We start from the raw sequence: 18650 nt of genomic DNA on the forward strand, positions 1-18650 counted from the left end.
CTTCAGCCCCTTCGGCGACTAGTGCCCGGCCTTGCGCACCGCCTTGGCGAGCTTGCGCAGCGTGCCGTCGAGTTCGCGGCGGCACCGCTGCGCCAGGTCGGCTTCCCGCTGATACAGCAGGCCGTAGGTGAAGGTGTCCTCGCCGGCGGCGTGTGCGATGTCCGCTTCCTGGCGCAGGTGTTCCCGGCTGACCACGCTGTCTTGGTGATCACCGAGCAGCGACTGCACGGCCTTGGCCCGCTCGGACACTTTGGCTTCCCCGGTGGCGGCCGCGGTGTATCGAAGTCGCTTGGCGCGCTTGCGGATTCGATGTATCGCTTCGTCGCGGTGGTGGTCGCCGGGGTTCTCCCGATCGACCTGGGCGGCGGCCTTGGCGGCCTTGCGGACCTTCTTGTACGCGGCCTCGACGGTGACCGGGGCCTGCTCCTCGGCCGCGGCGGCGCCGGGGGTTTGGACCGCGATCGCCTCCAGGGAGTCGAGCAACCGGAAGTAGCGTTGCGAGCGCATCGCGATCAACGAGCGGCGCAGGCCGGTCTGGTAGCGGCGCTGCGCGCCCCCGACCAGCCGTTCGCGCACCGGACCGCGCACCAATTCCGGTGCGAGCCCGTCCAAGTCACGCTCGTAGCGCTCGGCGAGCACCTCGGCGTCGCGCGCCATCCCCAAAATCCCGGCGAGCTCACGCAGCTCGTCCAGGACCCACCCCTCGTCGGGCAAGCCGAACGAATCCTGGTAGTCGCGCAGCAGGCTGCGCAGCTTGCGGGTGGTCACCCGCATCTGGTGGATGGAGTCGTAGGCGTCGGCGCGCACGGCGCGATCCCACACCAGCAGCTCGCGGACCTGCTCGGCGATGGCGCGCTGCAACGGATCCTCGCTCGGCTGCGCGCCGTTGGGCGGTGGCGGGGTGCCGAGCACCCGCGCCAGCTTGGAGCCGTGTCCGGCGGGCGCGGCGCCGGCGTCCAGCAGCCGGTTGCTCAACCGGTTCAGCAGTTCGGTGCCGGCCGCGCCGTTGGAGTGGCCGCCCGCTTCGAGGAGCTCCAATTCCCACTCCCGCCATTCGAGCTCGGTGGGCGGCGCACCGGATTCATCGGAGCTGTCATCGGGCCCCCGCGTCGACCATGCGGTGACGGAGTCGTTGCTGAACTCGGCCAGCGCGACGCCCGCGGCGTCGTACAACACCTGGCTCTCGCGCTCGGTGGTGATGCGCGCGACCGGCTGCAGCGGACGGTCACGGACGATCGCCAGCACGACGTCGGCCAACTCGGCGGGCACGGTGTTGTTGCCGTCGGGTCCGGACGCGTCCAGCGGCGCCCGGACCTCGGTGCGCGCGTCGGGCCCGGCCGGCAGCTTCAGGTGCCACCCGGCGTCGGAGCCGCCGGTGCGGCGGCGCAGCGTGATCTTGTTGCGCGCGAGGTCATGTGCGGGCGTGTCGAAGTACGTCGCATCCAGGGTTTGCGTCGGCGCCTTCTCGACGTGGGCGACCGCGGCGATCCCTTCGAACGACGGCGACACGGTGGACTCGCCGACATCGAATTTGCGCTCTACCTCCAGGTGACGCGAGGTCTGCGGCGTTTTTGCAGGCATCTTCGGCTCCGTTGAGGGCGCGTCGCCGCGGCCTTGAACGTGGTGGACGGTGGGGATGAGACCCATAGCCTGCCATACGGAGGTGACGACGTTATGGCGGCGGCGGAGGAGGGGGCGGAGCCGTCGTCTCGTCCTCCGGCAGCGGCGCATAGACCGCGGGTGGAGGGGCATAGCGGGCGATGTTGTCGGCGATGTTGGTGCAGCCGCTTACCGAGATGCGTCGGCCCGCGCCCACGCACACGGTCGCTTCGACCCGATCGGCGGATGGCGCCGCGGTGAGAATCGCGGGGACGGACACCACGCCCGAGAACACCAGCAATGCGGCAAGCCCGCGGCGGCGATTCATCTGCACTCTCCTTCCGACCCCTCAGTGCATTGTGCCGTCACAGCGCGGCGGGCGGGCCCGGAATCTGAATATCGACGCCGCCTCCGACGCCGCCGCAGAAAAGTGTTAAGCGGTGTGCACGTTCGGGGTGCGGACGTGTTCGGGACGAAGGCCGCGCCCGAAGGCGATCGGCGGGATGGAGCGCAGCGGGCCCCGTCCCACGATCGCGGGGATCGGGATGGGTGACAGGTCACCGCCGTTCAGATTGGGCGCGATCACCCGGTCCTGTGCGAACACCTGGATCGCCTGGATGACCCGGGCGGGCAGCTCTCGCCGACGCTGCACCTTGGCGAGGTCCGCGTCGCGCAGACGTCCGTCGCGCAGTGGGGCGCACAGGATGTTGGCGGCCGCCACCGCATCGGCGACAGCCAGATTGATGCCGACGCCACCGATCGGCGACATGGCGTGGGCCGCGTCCCCGATGCACAGCAGGCCGGTGCGCCACCACCTCTCGAGCCGGTCCACCCGCACGTCGAGCTGACTGGTCTGGTCCCAGGAACGAAGGTCGTCGACGTGTTCGCGCAGCTGTGGCCGCGCCGCCACGATGCGCTCTTTGAACGCCTCCAGCGACCCGTCGCGGGGGTCGGACCCCTTGGGCATCAGATACGCGATCTGCCAATAGTCGCCCCGGTAGATCAGCGCCATGGTGAGGCCCCGACGGGCCACCCCGTACAGCTCCTGCGGATCGCCGGGTCGCCAGTTGAGCCGAAACCACAGCACGTCCATCGGGGAGTGCGCGGCGGCGGTCCTTAGGCCGGCCGCCGCCCGCACCGCGGACTTGCGCCCGTCCGCGCCGACGACCAGGTCGGCGCGCACCTCCACTTCGGGCGTGCGCGCCCCGATCACCCGATCGCCGTCAAAGATCAGGTCCTTGACTTCGGCGTTGCGGATCAGCGTGAATTCCGGGTAGGCAGAGGCTTTTTCGGCGAGGAAGTCGAGGAAGTCCCACTGCGGCATCAACGCGATGTACGGCTGTTTGAAACCCAACCGTTTGAGCACGCCGAAGTTGCCGAAGGTGCGGATCGTCCCGTCGGTGTCGAACGCGACGCGGTCGACTTTGGTGTGCGGCAGGCGCAGAAGCTCATCGACCAGCCCGAGCTCGTCCATGATCCGCAGGGTGCTCGGGTGCACCGTGTCGCCGCGGAAGTCGCGCAGGAAGTCATTGTGCTTCTCCAAGACGACAACCCGGATCCCCGCGCGGGCGAGCAAGAGCGCGTGAACGAGACCGGCGGGGCCCCCACCGGCTACGCAAACCTGGGTCTGAAGCACTTCCGCCACGGCCCGACCCTACCGCGGTCGCGCACTCGTTTGCCGCCTGATTCGCGCGTGCGCGGCGGGCAAACCCCTTATGGTTTGCGGTACGAATACCGCTCGCCTTGGGCGATGGTCGACGAAGGAGCGTTTGCATGGGGTCTTTTGTTCGCCCGGCGGCCCGGGCCGTTGCCGGCGGGATGGCGGCCTGCGCGGCCACTGTGGCAATGCTTTTCGCGACGGCGGGTTGGGCCGCCGCGGACGTGCCGGCCGACGAGCCGGAGCCGGCGCCCGCGTCGCAACCCAATTGCACGGCGGCCGACCTGGCCCAGGTGTCCTCGGGCGTCGCCGCGGCCACGTCGGCGTACCTGTTCACGCACCCCGACGTCAACGACTACTTCACCAGCTTGAAGGGCCAGCCGCGCAGCGACATGCGTGATCAGTTGAAGCAGTACATGGACGCCAACCCGCAGACCCACGCCGACCTCGAGGGCATTCGCCAGCCGCTCACCGACTTCCAGAATCGGTGCCGCTGACGCCTGCGGGTCAGCCGGCCGGCGGCGGCCGCAGATGCATCGCCAGGTCGCTCAACTCGAGGATCGTCTCAATCTCGGTGTCGCGGAACGGCCGTCCGTCGGGACCGAGCAAGTCGTGAAACCATTCCTGCGGCATCGCCGGATCCGGGTTCGGGTGGTCCCAGGAGTCCCAGGGAAAGTACGTCTGGGTTTTGCCGGCGACGAATCCCCAGTTGAACGCGCCGACGCCGGTGCGCTTCGCGATCGGCAGGATGTTTTGCACCGTGCTGCCCAGCGGCCGGGCCATGTACTCGGTGCACAGGATCGGGCGCCCCAGCGGGACGAGCTCGGCGATGCGCCTCTCGAACGCCGCCGGCTCGCCGTAGCAGTGGAAGGTGATGACGTCGGAGTTGTCGAGCTGGATCCCGGCGATGACGCTGCGGCGCGCCGGGTCGGCCCACTCGCCGTGCCACACGCCGCTCGTCAAGGGCTGGCGGGGATCGACCAACCGCGCCCACTCGAACACCTGGGGGAGCAGGTTGGCGACCAGGTCGAGCTTGTCCTTGCGCTCCACTGAGGCGTAGGTGTCCGCGGGGTTGTCCGGCTCGTTCCACAGGTCCCAGCCCAAAATGCGGTCGTCATTGCGGAATTGGGTCAGGACCCCGGTGACATAACCGCGCAGGGTGCGGACGTAGCCGCGGTCGCCGAGGCGCTCGGCGCCCGGGCTCTGCACCCAGCCGGAGTTGTGGATGCCGGGCCGCGGCGCGGGCTGCGGACCCGGGCGCGGGAACGGATCCCAACACGAATCGAACAGCACGAACAGGGGTTTGATGCCGTGGCGGGCCGCGATGTCGACAAACCGCGCGAGCCGGCCCTGGAACCCGCGGTGGTCCTGCGCCCAGAGCAGATCGTGCAAAAAGACCCGCACCGCGTTGAACCCGTTGGACTGGGCCCAGCCCAGTTCGGTGTCGATGCGCCCGGGATCGAAGGTATCGGCCTGGAACATCTCCAGCTGGTTGATGGCATTGGACGTGATGTAGTTGGCGCCCACCGGCCAGCCCTGCGCTTGATACCAGCGGTTGGCTCGCTCGGGTGACCATCGGCTTGCCTGCGGCGAGGTGCGCGGCGGCTGCGCGGACGCGTGCGGTGTGCGGGCCAAAACGATGCCTCCTGCCACTAGCAGCGGGAACTTCAGCACCGTTCGACGGTGTACGAAGCCACCACGGTCCCCCCGGTCGATGTGGTCCACCTTTGCTCTTTTGAGTCCGGATCGTCTCTTAACAACGATCGTACATGCCTGCCACACAACGTTTTTCGGCACTTTCGTTGTGACCGGGGTAACGTGGTGGTCAACGAGGCGGGACCCTCAGCGCGGTGGTCCCGGCGCGCAGCAGGACGTGCCGTGAATCGTGCGGTGGCGCGCCGGATCAGAAGCAGTGTTCGTCGGCGGGGAAAACCCCACCGGCCACCTCTTGCGCATATTGCGTTGCGGCGCGGCGCAATTCCCCGCCGATGTCGGCGAAGCGCTTGACGAAGCGGGCGGCCTTGCCGCTGCTCATGCCGGCCATGTCCTGCCAGACCAGGACCTGGCCGTCGCAGTTCGGTCCGGCCCCGATCCCGATGGTCGGAATGGTCAGCTTGCCGGTGATCTGGGTGGCCAGCTCGGCCGGCACCATCTCCATCACCACGGAGAACGCCCCGGCCTCGGCGACGGCGATCGCGTCCGCGACGGTCTGTTCGGCCGCGTCGCCGCGGCCCTGGACCCGGAAGCCGCCGAGGCTGTTCACGCTCTGCGGGGTGAACCCGATGTGCGCCATCACGGGGATGCCGGCGGCGGTCAGGCAGGCGATCTGCTCGGCGACCCGCTCGCCGCCCTCGAGCTTCACCGCGTGCGCGCCGCCCTCCTTCATGAACCGCGTGGCGGCGGCCAGCGCGGCGGCGGGCCCGGCCTCGTAGCTGCCGAACGGCAGGTCCGCGACGACCATGGCGTGCTGGGCGCCGCGCACCACGCCGCGGACCAACGGGATCAGTTCGTCGACCGACACCGGCACGGTGGTGTCGTAGCCGTAGACGACGTTGGCCGCCGAGTCGCCGACCAGCAGGACCGGGATGCCCGCCTCGTCGAAAATGCGGGCGGTCGAATAGTCGTAGGCCGTGAGCATCGCCCACTTGTGCCCCTCGGCCTTCCACTTCTGCAGGTGGTGGGTGCGGATCTTGGTGAGCGGCTGCGCGGGCGCAGGCGAGTTGGCACCGTAAACGTTGTGCTCAGACATCATTGTCCCTAGTGGGTGGTCGGGTCGATCCTCGTGGCCCAAAGCGGGTCCCCGGGTTCGTCTGACGGTGTCATTCTGCCATTTCTTCGGCGCGGTTGAAACGGCGCGACAGTGTGAGACAGGCCATGCTCCGCGCGCGGCGGTGCCGCTGATCAGGATCTCAGGTTTCCTCTGGCAGCATATGTTGGCATGGGTTTGACTCGCCGCGGCACGCGCGCGCGCACGCTGCTGATCTGGACGTCGGTCGCTGCCGTCGCGCTGCTGGTGGCGGGCTGCGCGCGCGTGGTGGTGGGGCGCGCCGTCATGTCCGAACCCAAGCTGGGCCAGGCGGTGGAGTGGACGCCGTGCCGGGCCGCGAACCCGAAGGTCAAGCTGCCGGCCGGCGCGTTGTGCGGCAAGCTCGCGGTTCCGGTCGACTACGACAACCTCGACGGCGACGACGCCACGCTGGCGATGATCCGTTTTCCCGCGACCGGCGACAAGATCGGTTCGTTGGTGATCAACCCCGGCGGGCCGGGGGAGTCCGGCATTGAAGCGGCGTTGGGCGTCGTCCAGTCGCTGCCGAAGCGGGTCCGCGAACGGTTCGATTTGGTCGGCTTCGATCCCCGCGGGGTGGGCGCGTCGCGCCCCGCGGTCTGGTGCAACTCCGACGCCGACAACGACCGGCTGCGCACCGAGCCCAACGTCGACTACAGCCCGGCCGGCGTGGCCCACATCGAGGACGAGACCAAGCAGTTCGTCGGCCGTTGCGTCGACAAGATGGGCAAGGGCTTTCTGGCCAACATCGGGACGGTCAACGTCGCCAGGGACCTCGACGCCATCCGGGCCGCGCTTGGCGACGACAAGCTGACCTACCTCGGCTACTCCTATGGCACCCGGATCGGCTCGGCGTACGCCGAGGCGTTCCCGAACAAGGTGCGGGCGATGATCCTCGACGGGGCCGTCGACCCCAACGCCGATCCCATCGAGGCCGACCTGCGGCAGGCCAAGGGATTCCAGGACGCGTTCAACAACTACGCCGCCGACTGCGCGAAGCAACCGAGCTGCCCGCTGGGCACCGACCCGGCCAAGGCCGTCGACGTCTACCACAGCCTGGTCGACCCGATGGTCGACCCCAACAACCCCATGATCGGCCGGCCGGTCCCGACCAACGACCCGCGCGGGCTGAGCTACAGCGACGCCATCGTCGGCACCATCATGGCGCTGTACTCACCGAACCTGTGGCACCACCTGACCGACGGCCTGTCCGAACTCGTCGACCACCACGGCGACACCCTGCTCGCCCTGGCCGACATGTACATGCGCCGCGACGCCCACGGCCACTACACCAACGCCACCGACGCGCGGGTGGCGGTCAACTGCGTCGACCAGCCGCCGATCACCGACCGCGCCAAGGTGATTGACGAAGACCGCCGCTCCCGGGAGATCGCACCGTTCATGAGTTACGGGCAGTTCACCGGCAACGCGCCGCTGGGCACCTGCGCGTTCTGGCCGGTACCGCCGACGAGTAAGCCGCACACCATTTCCGCGCCCGGCCTGGCGCCCACGGTGGTGGTGTCGACCACGCACGACCCGGCGACCCCCTACAAGGCCGGCGTGGACCTGGCCGACCAGCTGCGCAGCTCGCTGCTGACCTACGACGGAACCCAGCACACCGTCGTCTTCCAGGGCGACAGCTGCATCGACAACTACGTGACGGCCTATCTGGTCGGCGGCACCACGCCGCCCAGCGGCGCCAAGTGCTGACGCCGAACGTGCACTCCCGGCGGGTTTTTCGTCGATTCGTCGCCGTGCGTGCACGCTCGGTGGCGACGCGAGCCGGTTGAGAGCCGAGACCAAGGCGTAATCGTTTCGCGCTGCCACGGGTACCCGCGGCTGCAACGATGACTGCCATGTCGCGCCTGAGACCCTTGAGCTCGGCGCTGCTTTCGTTCGGTCTGGTGCTCGGTGGTTCCGCCGCGCTGCCGGTGGCCGGCGCCACGCCCGAGCCCGGTGCCGGGCAGACCCCGGCGCCGAACCCGCCGGCGGCCGCGGTGCCGCAGGGCTGGGGGAGCTGCGACCAATTCGTCTCGGACACAAGCGATATCCCCGCCGCGCGATGCACCACGGTGTCGGTCCCGATCGACTACAACAGCCCCGGGGGCGCCCAGGCCAAACTGGCGGTCATCCGCGTGCCCGCGACCGGACAACGGATGGGGTCGTTGCTGGTCAATCCCGGCGGGCCCGGCGGCTCGGCGGTCGACATGGTGGCCGCGATGGCGCCGGACCTGGAGAACTCGCCCGTGCGGCGCAACTTCGACCTGGTCGGCTTCGACCCGCGCGGGGTGGGCCACTCCACTCCGTCGCTGCGCTGCCGCACCGACGCCGAGTTCGACGCGTACCGGCGCGAACCGATGGTCGACTACAGCCCGGCCGGTGTCGCGCACATCGAGCAGCTTTACCGGCAGCTGGCCCAGCAATGCGTCAACCGGATGGGCAGCGCGTTTCTGGCCAACGCCGGCACCGCGTCCGTCGCGCGTGACATGGACGCGGTGCGCCAGGCGCTGGGCGACGAACAGATCAACTACCTGGGATACAGCTACGGCACCGAGCTGGGCACCGCCTACCTGGAGAAGTTCGGCAACCACGTGCGGGCGATGGTGCTCGACGGCGCCATCGACCCGACCGTCGGCCCCATCGACGAGAACGTCAACCAAATGGCCGGATTTCAAACGGCTTTCAACGACTACGCCACCGACTGTGCCCGCTCGCCGGGCTGCCCGCTGGGCACCGACCCGTCCCAATTCGTCGCCCGCTACCACGCCCTGGTCGACCCGCTGGCCACCAAGCCCGCCCGCACCGCGGACCCACGCGGGCTGAGCTACGCCGACGCGACCACCGGCACCATCAACGCGCTCTACACCCCGACGCACTGGAAATACCTGACCAGCGGCCTGCTCGGCCTGGCGCGCGGCACCGACGCCGGCGACCTGCTGCTGCTCGCCGACGACTATCAGGGACGCGGCCGCGACGGGCACTACTCCAACGACCAGGACGCGTTCAACGCGATCCGCTGCGTCGATGCCCCGAACCCGACGGACCAGGCCAGCTGGGTGACCGCGGATCAGCGGATCCGCCAGGCCGCTCCCTTCCTCAGCTACGGGCCGTTCACCGGAAACGCTCCCCGCGATTTGTGCGCGCTCTGGCCGGTGCCGCCGACGTCGGCGCCGCACGCCGCGCCGGCCATGGCGCCGGGCAAGGTCGTCGTCGTCTCCACCACGCACGACCCGGCGACCCCGTATCAGGCCGGGGTGAACCTGGCGCGCCAGCTGGGTGGCCCGCTGATCACCTACGACGGCACGCAGCACACCGCGGTGTTCAACGGCGACCAATGCGTGGACAACGCCGTGGTGCGCTACCTGGTCGCGGGCACGCCGCCGGCCGCCTACACCTGCCGGTCCTGACCAGCCTGTCGCGGCCATCGCAACGGTTCTGAGCGGGCATCGGTAACACAGAATTAACAGCCGTTGCATACTGTTCGAGTTATGGATCGTCAGAAGGAATTCGTGCTGCGCACGCTCGAGGAACGAGACATCCGCTTCGTTCGGCTGTGGTTCACCGATGTGCTCGGCTTCCTCAAGTCGGTCGCCATCGCCCCGGCCGAACTCGAGGGCGCCTTCGAGGAGGGCATCGGCTTCGACGGATCCTCGATCGAGGGCTTCTCGCGGGTCTCGGAGTCCGACACCGTGGCCAACCCCGACCCGTCCACCTTCCAGGTGCTGCCGTGGGCGTCGCCCAACGGTCACCACCACTCGGCGCGGATGTTCTGCGACATCACGATGCCGGACGGCTCGCCGTCCTGGGCGGACCCGCGGCACGTGCTGCGCCGCCAGCTGCAGAAGGCCAACGACCTGGGCTTTTCCTGCTACGTGCATCCCGAGATCGAATTCTTCCTGCTCAAGGCCGGCGCCGACGACGGGACGCCGCCGGTCCCGGTCGACAACGCCGGCTACTTCGACCAGGCGATCCACGACTCCGCCTCGAACTTCCGCCGCCACGCGATCGAGGCGCTGGAGTTCATGGGCATCTCGGTGGAATTCAGCCACCACGAGGGCGCGCCCGGACAGCAGGAGATCGACCTGCGCTTCGCCGACGCGCTGTCGATGGCCGACAACGTGATGACGTTCCGCTACGTCATCAAGGAGGTGGCGATCGAGAACGGCGCCCGCGCGTCCTTCATGCCCAAGCCGTTCGGGCAGCACCCCGGCTCCGCGATGCACACCCACATGAGCCTGTTCGAGGGCGACGTCAACGCGTTCCACAGCCCCGACGACCCGCTGCAACTGTCCGATGTGGGCAAGTCCTTCATCGCCGGGGTCCTCGAGCACGCCTCGGAGATCAGCGCCGTCACCAACCAATGGGTCAACTCCTACAAGCGACTGGTGGGTGGCGGCGAGGCGCCGACCGCCGCGTCCTGGGGCGCGGCCAACCGCTCCGCGCTGGTGCGGGTGCCCATGTACACCCCGCACAAGACGTCGTCGCGGCGCGTCGAGGTCCGCAGCCCCGACTCGGCCTGCAACCCGTACCTGACCTTCGCCGTGCTGCTGGCCGCCGGGCTGCGCGGGGTGGAGAAGGGCTACGTGTTGGGGCCGCAGGCCGAGGACAACGTGTGGGACCTGACCCCCGCCGAGCGCCAGGCGATGGGATACCGCGAGCTGCCGACCAGCCTGGACAGCGCGCTGCGTGCCATGGAGTCCTCCGAGCTGGTCGCGGAAACCTTGGGGGAGCACGTCTTTGACTTCTTCCTGCGCAACAAGCGCACCGAGTGGGCGAACTACCGCAGCCACGTCACCCCGTACGAACTGAGCACGTACCTGTCGCTGTAGCGGTTTCATGCGCCGCCCGCGCCTGAAGATCGGCGGGTTGCGATACCGTCGTGGTCGTGACCAAACCCGCGACGCAGCGCCCCCGGCTGCCCAGCGTGGGCCGGCTCGGGTTGGTCGATCCGCAAGCGGCCGAACGCATAGCGCAACTGGGCTGGCACGACCACGACGACCAGGCCCACGTCGACCTGCTGTGGTCGCTGTCGCGCGCCGCGGACCCCGACGCCGCCCTGCTCGCCCTGGTGCGGCTGGCCGAGAACCCGGACACCGGGTGGGACGAGCTCAACGCCGCCCTGCTCACCGAGCGCCCCCTGCGCGGGCGCCTGTTCGGTGTGCTCGGCGCGTCGCTGGCCCTCGGGGATCACCTGATCGCCCAGCCGCAGTCCTGGAAACTCTTGCGCGGCAACGTCACCCTGCCCACCCACGACCAGCTGCGCACGAAGTTCACCGAGTGCGTCGAGGAGGCGCTGGCCGACCCCGGTTCGGCGATGGTGCGCCTGCGCACCCTGTATCGCGATCAGCTGCTGGTGCTGGCCGCGCTGGACCTGGCTGCCACCGTCGAGGACGAGCCGGTGGTGCCGTTCACCGTGGTGGCCGCGCACCTGTCGGACCTGGCCGACGCCGCGCTGGCCGCCGCGTTGCGGGTGGCCGAGAGCACCGTGTGCGGCGACAAGACGCCGCCGCGGCTGGCGGTCATCGCGATGGGCAAATGCGGTGCCCGCGAACTGAACTACGTCAGCGACGTCGACGTCATCTTCGTCGCCGAGCACGCCGACACCCTCACCACCCGGGTGGCCAGCGAGATGATGCGGCTGGCCTCCGAGGCGTTCTTTCAGGTCGACGCCGGCTTGCGGCCGGAGGGCCGCAGCGGCGAGCTGGTGCGCACCGTCGAGTCGCACATCGCCTACTACCAGCGGTGGGCGAAAACCTGGGAGTTCCAGGCGCTGCTGAAGGCGCGCGCGGCGGTGGGCGACGCGGAGCTCGGACAGCGCTACCTGGACGCGCTGATGCCGATGGTCTGGGTCGCCTGCGAGCGTGAGGACTTCGTGGTCGAGGTGCAGGCGATGCGGCGGCGGGTCGAGCAGCTGGTGCCCGCCGAGGTCCGCGGCCGCGAGATCAAGCTCGGCAGCGGCGGGCTGCGCGACGTCGAATTCGCCGTGCAGCTCCTGCAGTTGGTGCACGGGCGCAGCGACGAGTCGCTGCACGTGGCGTCGACGGTGGACGCGCTGACCGCGCTCGGCCAGGGCGGCTACATCGGGCGCGAGGACGCCGCGAACCTCACCGCCTCCTACGAGTTCCTCCGCCTGCTCGAGCACCGGCTGCAGCTGCAGCGGCTCAAGCGCACCCACCTGCTGCCCGAGCCCGACGACGAGGAGGCGGTGCGCTGGCTGGCGCGGGCCGCCCACGTCCGGCCCGACGGCCGCCACGACGCGGCCGGGGTGCTGCGCGAGGAGCTGCGGCACCAGAACCTGCGGGTGTCGCAGCTGCACGCGAAGCTCTTCTACCAACCGCTGCTGGAATCGATCGGCCCGGCCGGGCTGGAGATCGCGCACGGCATGACCTCCGAGGCCGCCGAGCGTCAGCTGGCCGCCCTGGGCTACGAGGGCCCGCAGTCCGCTTTGAAGCACATGTCGGCGCTGGTCAACCTGAGCGGGCGGCGCGGCCGGGTGCAGTCGGTGCTGCTGCCCAGGCTGCTGAACTGGATGTCGTACACGCCCGACCCCGACGGCGGGTTGCTGGCCTACCGGCGGCTGTCCGAGGCGCTGTCCGGGGAAAGCTGGTATCTGGCCACCCTGCGCGACAAGCCCGCCGTCGCCCGCCGGCTCATGCACGTGCTGGGGACCTCGGCGTACGTGCCGGACCTGTTGATGCGCGCGCCCCGGGTCATCCAGGACTACGGCGACGGGCCGAGCGGCCCGCACCTGCTGGAGACCGAGCCCGCCGCGGTGGCCCGCGCGCTGGTGGCCTCGGCCGCCCGCTATTCCGACCCGGTGCGGGCGATCGCCGGGGCGCGCACCCTGCGGCGCCGCGAGCTGGCCCGGGTGGCGTCGGCCGACCTGCTCGGCATGCTCGAGGTCGTCGACGTGTGCAAGGCGCTGACCTCGGTGTGGGTGGCCGTGCTGCAGGCCGCGCTGGACGCGATGATCCGGACCAACCTTCCCGCGGACGGTAAGGCGCCGGCGGCCATCGCCGTCATCGGCATGGGCCGGCTGGGCGGCGCCGAACTGGGCTACGGCTCGGACGCCGACGTGATGTTCGTGTGCGAACCGGCTTCTGGCGTCGAGGATTCCGTCGCCGTGCGCTGGGCGACGACGGTCGCCGAGCAGGTCCGGACGCTGCTGGGAACGCCCAGCGTCGACCCACCGCTGGAGGTCGACGCCAACCTGCGGCCCGAGGGCCGCAACGGTCCGCTGGTGCGCACCCTGGCCTCCTACGCCGCCTACTACGGGCAGTGGGCGCAGCCGTGGGAGGTTCAGGCGCTGCTGCGCGCGCACGCGGTCGCCGGCGACGCGGAGCTGGGGCAGCGGTTCCTGCTGATGGCCGACAAGACGCGCTATCCACCCGACGGGATGTCGTCGGAGGCGATGCGCGAGATCCGCCGCATCAAGGCCCGCGTCGACGCCGAGCGGCTGCCGCGCGGCGCCGACCCGAACACGCATACCAAGCTGGGCCGCGGGGGACTGGCCGACATCGAATGGACCGTGCAGCTGCTGCAGCTGCGGCACGCCCACGAGATCCCCGCGCTGCACACCACGTCGACGCTGGCGTGCCTGGACGCGATCGCCGAGGCCGACCTGGTGCCCGCCGACGAGGTGGAGCTGCTGCGGCAGGCCTGGCTGACGGCCACCCGGGCCCGCAACGCGCTGGTGCTGGTCCGGGGTAAGCCCACCGACCAGCTGCCGGGCCACGGACGCCAGCTGAACGCGGTCGCCGTGGCCGCGGGCTGGCCGACCGACGAGGGCGGCGAATTCTTGGACAACTATTTACGGGTGACGCGACGCGCAAAGGCCGTCGTGCGCAAGGTGTTTGGAAGTTGAGTCAGGAGGCCGGCGCGTTGGACGCCATATTCGAGGTGCTCAGCGCGACGGAAGCCGATCGCGTGACCGCGCTGTATGCACCGTTGGCCGATGCGGTCCGCGAGCTCGTCGACGCGACCATCCGCACCGAGGCCGACGACGACGTCGTCGCCGAGGCCCGGCGCGCGATCGAGGCCGTCACCGCATCGCTGCGGGAACGCACCCGCCCGATCGGGGTGAGCTACCGCGTCGACGGCCGCCCGCTGCCGTTGGGCAACGCCGCGATCGGCGTGTGCAACCCCATCGCCCCGCCGATCGTCGTGCACCACGAGGGCGACGGGCGCTGCTGGAGCGAGTTCGTCCTCGGCTCGGCCTACGAGGGCCCGCCCAAGCTGGTGCACGGGGGCGTCAGCGCCCTGGTGCTCGACCACATGCTCGGCGAGGCGGCCAGCGAGGGCCTGTCCAAGGCGCGGTTCACCGGGACCATCACCGTGAAGTATCTGCGCGGCACGCCGCTGGGCCCGCTTCGTTGTGAGGCGTGGGTCGACGGCAAGGAGGGCCGCAAAGTCTTTGCGCGCGGCACCATTTCGGATTCCAATGGCGTCACCGTCGAGGCCGACGGCGTCTTCATCGAGCCGGCGTGGGCGGCGGAGGAGCAGTGAAGTTCTACATCAGCAGCGCCTTTTTGAACACCCGCGAAATCATCGAGCTGGCCAAGGCCGCCGACGAACTCGGCTACGACGGGATCGGCATTCCCGACCACGTCGTCAACCTCGAGACGCTGGACACGCCGTACCCGTACACCAAGGATGGGGAGCGGCGCTGGCAGCCCTTCACCGACTGGCCCGACCCGTGGGTGCTCGTCGGCGCGCTCGCCCAGGTCACCACGCGGTTGCGCTTCGTCAACACCGTCTACATTCCCGCGATGCGCAACCCGTATTCGGCGGCGAAAGCCATTGGCACCGCGGCGGTTTTGGCGTCGGGCCGGGTGGAGCTGGGCATCGGCGTGGGCTGGTGCCGCGAGGAATTCGCGTTGATGGGTGAGCGATTCGAGGCCCGTGGCAAACGCACCGACGAAATGATCGAGCTGATGCGGGCGCTGTGGTCGCCGGGCTGGACGGAGTTCGAGGGTGAGTTCTATACCGCGCCGCGCCTCGAGATGCAGCCCACCCCGCCGCCGATCCCGGTGTACGTCGGGGGACTCAGCGAGATCGCGCTGCGCCGCGCCGCCCGCAACGACGGCTGGATCGGGGATCTGATCAACACCCAGCGGGCGCTCGATGCCATCGGCCGGCTGCGGGAGATGCGGGCCCAAAACGGTTTGTCCATGGACGATTTCACTGTGTTGACCCCGCTGGCCGACGCGTTCACCACCGCCGACTATCGGCGCGCGGAGGCCGGCGGCATCACCGGGATCATCACGATGCCGTGGATGTTCTACGCCGGGCCCGACGCCACCCTCGACGACAAGATCGACGGCATGCAGCGCTTCCGGAAGGACCTGTCACTCGACGGGTAGGAGACACCTGCTTTGCGGCGGGTTTACCGTGCGTAGGGGTCGGTGATCTCGCGGAGCTGATCCAAGATCTGCTGCAGCAGTGTGAAGTTGCGGGTACCCAGGTAGGCCTTCCACTCCGAGTGGATCTCGTCGAGAGTTGCCGTGGCTACCGCGACCGCGCGCCGGCCACGTTGCTCGATGACGATCAATCGGGCGCGGCCATCCGCGGGGTCGGGGACCCGGCGGACATAGCCCAAGCGTTCGAGTTGATCGACCAGGACGCCCGCGCTCTGCTTGCTCATTTGCGCCTGTTCAGCGAGGTCTGTGAGGCGCGAACCGTCCGGGGCGATGCGCTGGAACACGCGGCACTGGGCAAGGGTCCAGTCGTCGAATCCGGCATCCTGGAGCGCCCGGAAAATCCGGTCTTCGGTGTACCGGTACGGGATGAACAACGACACCCCTAGATCAATCCGCTGCTCGTCGTTCATGCCGCCCTCGGCTCCATCGCCCACGTGGTCCAACGAAATTCACACCCTACGTCCACCGCTACTGCGCTCGGCGGCGCATCACCTGGGTGACTTGCTACCTGCCGCTGTTGCGGGCATGGCCTCCGACCATCAGAGTAGTAAATATCATTGACCACCATAGACGTCGGCTTGGTCCTAATCTGTTATGAATTCTTGACATTAGCCGAAAGCATGGACGATAGTAGTCAACGGTCCTGACGATATACCCCGGCGATGGAGGGGTGGCTACCGCGAGGCGGGCCCCGCTCACCATCCCGCCCTTTCATCCGTTTCATCCGTTCTAGAGAAAGCGAAATATTGTGAAGTTTCTTGTCCTTGGAGCAACCGGCCGCACCGGCCGTCTCTTCGTCACGAAGGCCCTCGACCAGGGTCACCAGGTCACCGCCCTCGTTCGGCGGGCCGACGCCACCGTTGACCCGCGCGCCCACGTCGTCGGCGGCGACGTCACCGACGCCGCCGTCATCGCAACAGCAGCCCGAGGGCACGACGCGGTCATCAGCGCACTCGGAGTCAAAAACGTCCGCCAAACCCCGACGCTGATCACGGACACTGTCCGCGCCGTCATCGCGTCCGCCAAAACATCGGGTGTTGACCGGTTTGTGATCGTGTCCGCATTCGGAGTCGGCGACTCCCTGGCCAAGGCATCGTTTCTCGCCGGCCTGATATTTCGCACGGCGCTGCGCAAGAAGTACGAAGACAAAGCTGCGTCCGAAGTGCTCTTGAAAGCTAGCGGGCTGAAATGGACCCTCGAATACCCCGGGGCGTTGAACGACGGGGTCGGCGGCCGTTACACCGCGAGGGCGCTCGATGACGTCACGACGTTGCCGATGCTCCCCTCGACCTCTCGCGGAAACGTCGCCGACTTTCTCCTCCACTCCGCCTTAGAGGACACGTTCATCCGTCAGGTCGTCGTCGTCACCGACGCCAAATAGGTCGCCGCAGCGGCAACTGCCCAAGGGGCAGTTTCGGCGGCGGAACTCGCCGCGGATGCAGTCGCGGCGGCCGAAACGAAACCACCCGCGCGGCAACCGAACCGCGCGGGTGGTTTCGCCAAGCGTCCTTAAACGTCGTAGTACAGCGCGAATTCGTAGGGGTGCGGCCGGATCTGGACCGGCAGGATCTCGTTCTCGCGCTTGAAGTTGATCCACGTCTCGATGAGGTCGGGCGTGAAAACGCCGCCCTCGGTGAGGTATTCGTGGTCTTCTTCCAGCCGGTCGATCACCGCGGACAGCTGCGTGGGCGCCTGCGGGATGTTGGCGGCCTCTTCGGGCGGCAGCTCGTAGAGGTCCTTGTCGACCGGGGCCTGCGGCTCGATCTTGTTCTTGATGCCGTCCAGGCCGGCCATCAGCATGGCCGAGAACGCCAGGTACGGGTTGCCCGAGGAGTCGGGGCAACGGAACTCGAGGCGCTTGGCCTTCGGGTTGGTGCCGGTGATCGGGATCCGGACACAGGCCGAGCGGTTGCGCTGGCTGTAGACCAGGTTGATCGGGGCCTCGTAGCCGGGAACCAGACGCTTGTACGAGTTCACGGTGGGGTTGGTGAACGCCAGCAGCGACGGGGCGTGGTGCAGTAGGCCGCCGATGTAGTGGCGGGCGGTGTCCGACAGGCCGGCGTAACCGGTCTCGTCGTACATCAGCGGGCTGCCGTCCTTCCACAGCGACTGGTGGGTGTGCATGCCGGAGCCGTTGTCACCGAACAGCGGCTTGGGCATGAACGTGACGGTCTTGCCGTGCTGCCAGGCCGTGTTCTTGACGATGTACTTGTAGAGCATCATGTCGTCGGCCGCGTGCAGCAGCGTGTTGAACTTGTAGTTGATCTCGGCCTGGCCGCCGGTGCCCACCTCGTGGTGACCCTTTTCCAGGCTGAAGCCGGCGGTGATCAGGTTGGACAGCATCTTGTCGCGCAGGTCGACGTAGTGGTCGACGGGGGCGACGGGGAAGTAGCCGCCCTTGGGGCGGACCTTGTAGCCGCGGTTGGGGCTGCCGTCGAGCTCGTTGGGCGAGCCGGTGTTCCACCAACCCGAGATCGCGTCGATCTCGTAGAACGAGCCGTTGGTGCGCGAATCGAAGCTCACCGAGTCGAAGATGTAGAACTCGGCCTCGGCGCCGAAGTACGCGGTGTCGGCAACGCCGGTGCTGATCAGGTAGTTCTCGGCCTTACGGGCGATGTTGCGGGGGTCGCGCGAGTACGGCTCGAGGGTGAAGGGGTCGTGCACGAAGAAGTTCAGGTTCAGGGTCTTGGCTTCGCGGAACAGGTCGATCTGCGCCGTCGCGGGGTCGGGCAGGAGCAACATGTCCGATTCGTGAATGGACTGGAATCCGCGAATGGACGAGCCGTCGAATGCCAAGCCGTCCTCAAAAACGCTCTCGTCGAAAAACGAAATCGGAATGGTGAAGTGCTGCATGATGCCGGGCAAATCACAGAACCGCACGTCGACAAACTCGACGTTTTCGTCCTTCGCGAGTTTGAAGACGTCGTCGGGCGTCTTTTCCGTCACAGAGTGCTCCTTTACTTGGTGAGATCCGCGGCCTGACGCTAGGGAGCAGATGTTGCCCGTCAGTCAACCCGATGTTGCGCGCACGTTACGTGACCATGCCACACGCAAAAAGTGGCCGCTTTGGCGGCGGGTTCTATTGTGGGGCCATGGATCGCAAGATCGTATCTTTTCTGGTGGCAGAGCGCACCGTCCGCCCACCGTTCCGGACCCGGCCGTCGGTTTATTCGGACCCCGGTCCGCGGCG

15 protein-coding genes are annotated in these 18650 nt (G+C 68.6%); 8 read left to right on the top strand and 7 right to left on the bottom strand.

Features of this window, described 5'->3' with window-relative positions; translation table 11 throughout:
• Positions 1–18: 18 nt before the first annotated feature.
• From OCQ_RS10415 to OCQ_RS10425, 3 genes are all read right to left on the bottom strand, one after another.
• Positions 19–1581, bottom strand: coding sequence for a CYTH and CHAD domain-containing protein (locus OCQ_RS10415; protein WP_008255950.1), 1563 nt, complete (start codon positions 1579–1581; stop codon positions 19–21).
• Positions 1582–1672: 91 nt separating this feature from the next.
• Positions 1673–1927 carry a hypothetical protein gene (locus OCQ_RS10420; RefSeq protein WP_008255952.1) on the bottom strand — a complete coding sequence of 85 codons (255 nt, stop codon included), beginning with the start codon at positions 1925–1927 and terminating at the stop codon, positions 1673–1675.
• A 105-nt stretch (positions 1928–2032) separates the two neighbouring features.
• Complete coding sequence (locus OCQ_RS10425; protein WP_080588010.1) at positions 2033–3244, bottom strand: FAD-dependent oxidoreductase; 1212 nt, start codon at positions 3242–3244, stop codon at positions 2033–2035.
• A 128-nt stretch (positions 3245–3372) separates the two neighbouring features.
• On the opposite strand from OCQ_RS10425, the gene OCQ_RS10430 reads away from it, so the two are divergent.
• Positions 3373–3753: a heme-binding protein gene (locus OCQ_RS10430; protein ID WP_026071569.1), complete on the top strand. Its 381-nt coding sequence runs from the start codon at positions 3373–3375 to the stop codon at positions 3751–3753.
• A gap of 10 nt (positions 3754–3763) precedes the next feature.
• Here OCQ_RS10430 and OCQ_RS10435 read toward each other — a convergent pair whose 3' ends face one another.
• Together OCQ_RS10435 and panB are read right to left on the bottom strand one after the other, a co-directional pair.
• Positions 3764–4972 (bottom strand): glycoside hydrolase 5 family protein, encoded by a 1209-nt coding sequence (locus OCQ_RS10435; RefSeq protein ID WP_197538614.1) that lies wholly within the window; start codon positions 4970–4972, stop codon positions 3764–3766.
• A gap of 187 nt (positions 4973–5159) precedes the next feature.
• Positions 5160–6005, bottom strand: coding sequence for a 3-methyl-2-oxobutanoate hydroxymethyltransferase (gene panB / locus OCQ_RS10440; protein ID WP_008255960.1), 846 nt, complete (start codon positions 6003–6005; stop codon positions 5160–5162).
• 189 nt (positions 6006–6194) lie between these two features.
• Here panB and OCQ_RS10445 point away from each other — a divergent pair, with 189 nt between their 5' ends.
• The 6 genes from OCQ_RS10445 to OCQ_RS10470 all read left to right on the top strand — a co-directional run bounded on the left by OCQ_RS10445 (position 6195) and on the right by OCQ_RS10470 (position 15403).
• Positions 6195–7751, top strand: a complete 1557-nt coding sequence (locus OCQ_RS10445) for an alpha/beta hydrolase (protein ID WP_008255962.1) — start codon at positions 6195–6197, stop codon at positions 7749–7751.
• A gap of 137 nt (positions 7752–7888) precedes the next feature.
• Positions 7889–9448 (top strand): alpha/beta hydrolase, encoded by a 1560-nt coding sequence (locus tag OCQ_RS10450; RefSeq protein WP_139826562.1) that lies wholly within the window; start codon positions 7889–7891, stop codon positions 9446–9448.
• An 81-nt stretch (positions 9449–9529) separates the two neighbouring features.
• Positions 9530–10870: a type I glutamate--ammonia ligase gene (glnA, locus tag OCQ_RS10455; RefSeq protein ID WP_008255967.1), complete on the top strand. Its 1341-nt coding sequence runs from the start codon at positions 9530–9532 to the stop codon at positions 10868–10870.
• A gap of 50 nt (positions 10871–10920) precedes the next feature.
• Positions 10921–13905: a bifunctional [glutamine synthetase] adenylyltransferase/[glutamine synthetase]-adenylyl-L-tyrosine phosphorylase gene (locus OCQ_RS10460; RefSeq protein ID WP_014384545.1), complete on the top strand. Its 2985-nt coding sequence runs from the start codon at positions 10921–10923 to the stop codon at positions 13903–13905.
• The gene (locus OCQ_RS10465; RefSeq protein ID WP_008255971.1) at positions 13902–14546 is read left to right on the top strand and encodes a PaaI family thioesterase; all 645 of its coding nucleotides are present in this window, start codon (positions 13902–13904) and stop codon (positions 14544–14546) included. The genes OCQ_RS10460 and OCQ_RS10465 overlap by 4 nt, the downstream gene beginning before the upstream one ends.
• A complete protein-coding gene (locus OCQ_RS10470) occupies positions 14543–15403 on the top strand; it encodes a TIGR03619 family F420-dependent LLM class oxidoreductase (RefSeq protein WP_014384546.1) in 861 nt (286 codons plus the stop codon). The genes OCQ_RS10465 and OCQ_RS10470 overlap by 4 nt, the downstream gene beginning before the upstream one ends.
• Positions 15404–15426: 23 nt before the next feature.
• Here the strand turns inward: OCQ_RS10470 and OCQ_RS10475 are convergent, their stop codons facing one another.
• Positions 15427–15870, bottom strand: coding sequence for a MarR family winged helix-turn-helix transcriptional regulator (locus OCQ_RS10475; protein ID WP_008255975.1), 444 nt, complete (start codon positions 15868–15870; stop codon positions 15427–15429).
• Between the two features lie 338 nt (positions 15871–16208).
• Here OCQ_RS10475 and OCQ_RS10480 point away from each other — a divergent pair, with 338 nt between their 5' ends.
• Positions 16209–16841 (top strand): NAD(P)-dependent oxidoreductase, encoded by a 633-nt coding sequence (locus tag OCQ_RS10480; protein ID WP_009954921.1) that lies wholly within the window; start codon positions 16209–16211, stop codon positions 16839–16841.
• A gap of 128 nt (positions 16842–16969) precedes the next feature.
• Here the strand turns inward: OCQ_RS10480 and glnA (OCQ_RS10485) are convergent, their stop codons facing one another.
• Complete coding sequence (gene glnA / locus OCQ_RS10485; protein WP_008256020.1) at positions 16970–18406, bottom strand: type I glutamate--ammonia ligase; 1437 nt, start codon at positions 18404–18406, stop codon at positions 16970–16972.
• Between the last annotated feature and the right edge of the window lie 244 nt (positions 18407–18650).

Origin of the sequence: Mycobacterium paraintracellulare, from assembly GCF_000276825.1 — a bacterium.
In the GTDB taxonomy this organism is placed as follows: domain Bacteria; phylum Actinomycetota; class Actinomycetes; order Mycobacteriales; family Mycobacteriaceae; genus Mycobacterium; species Mycobacterium intracellulare.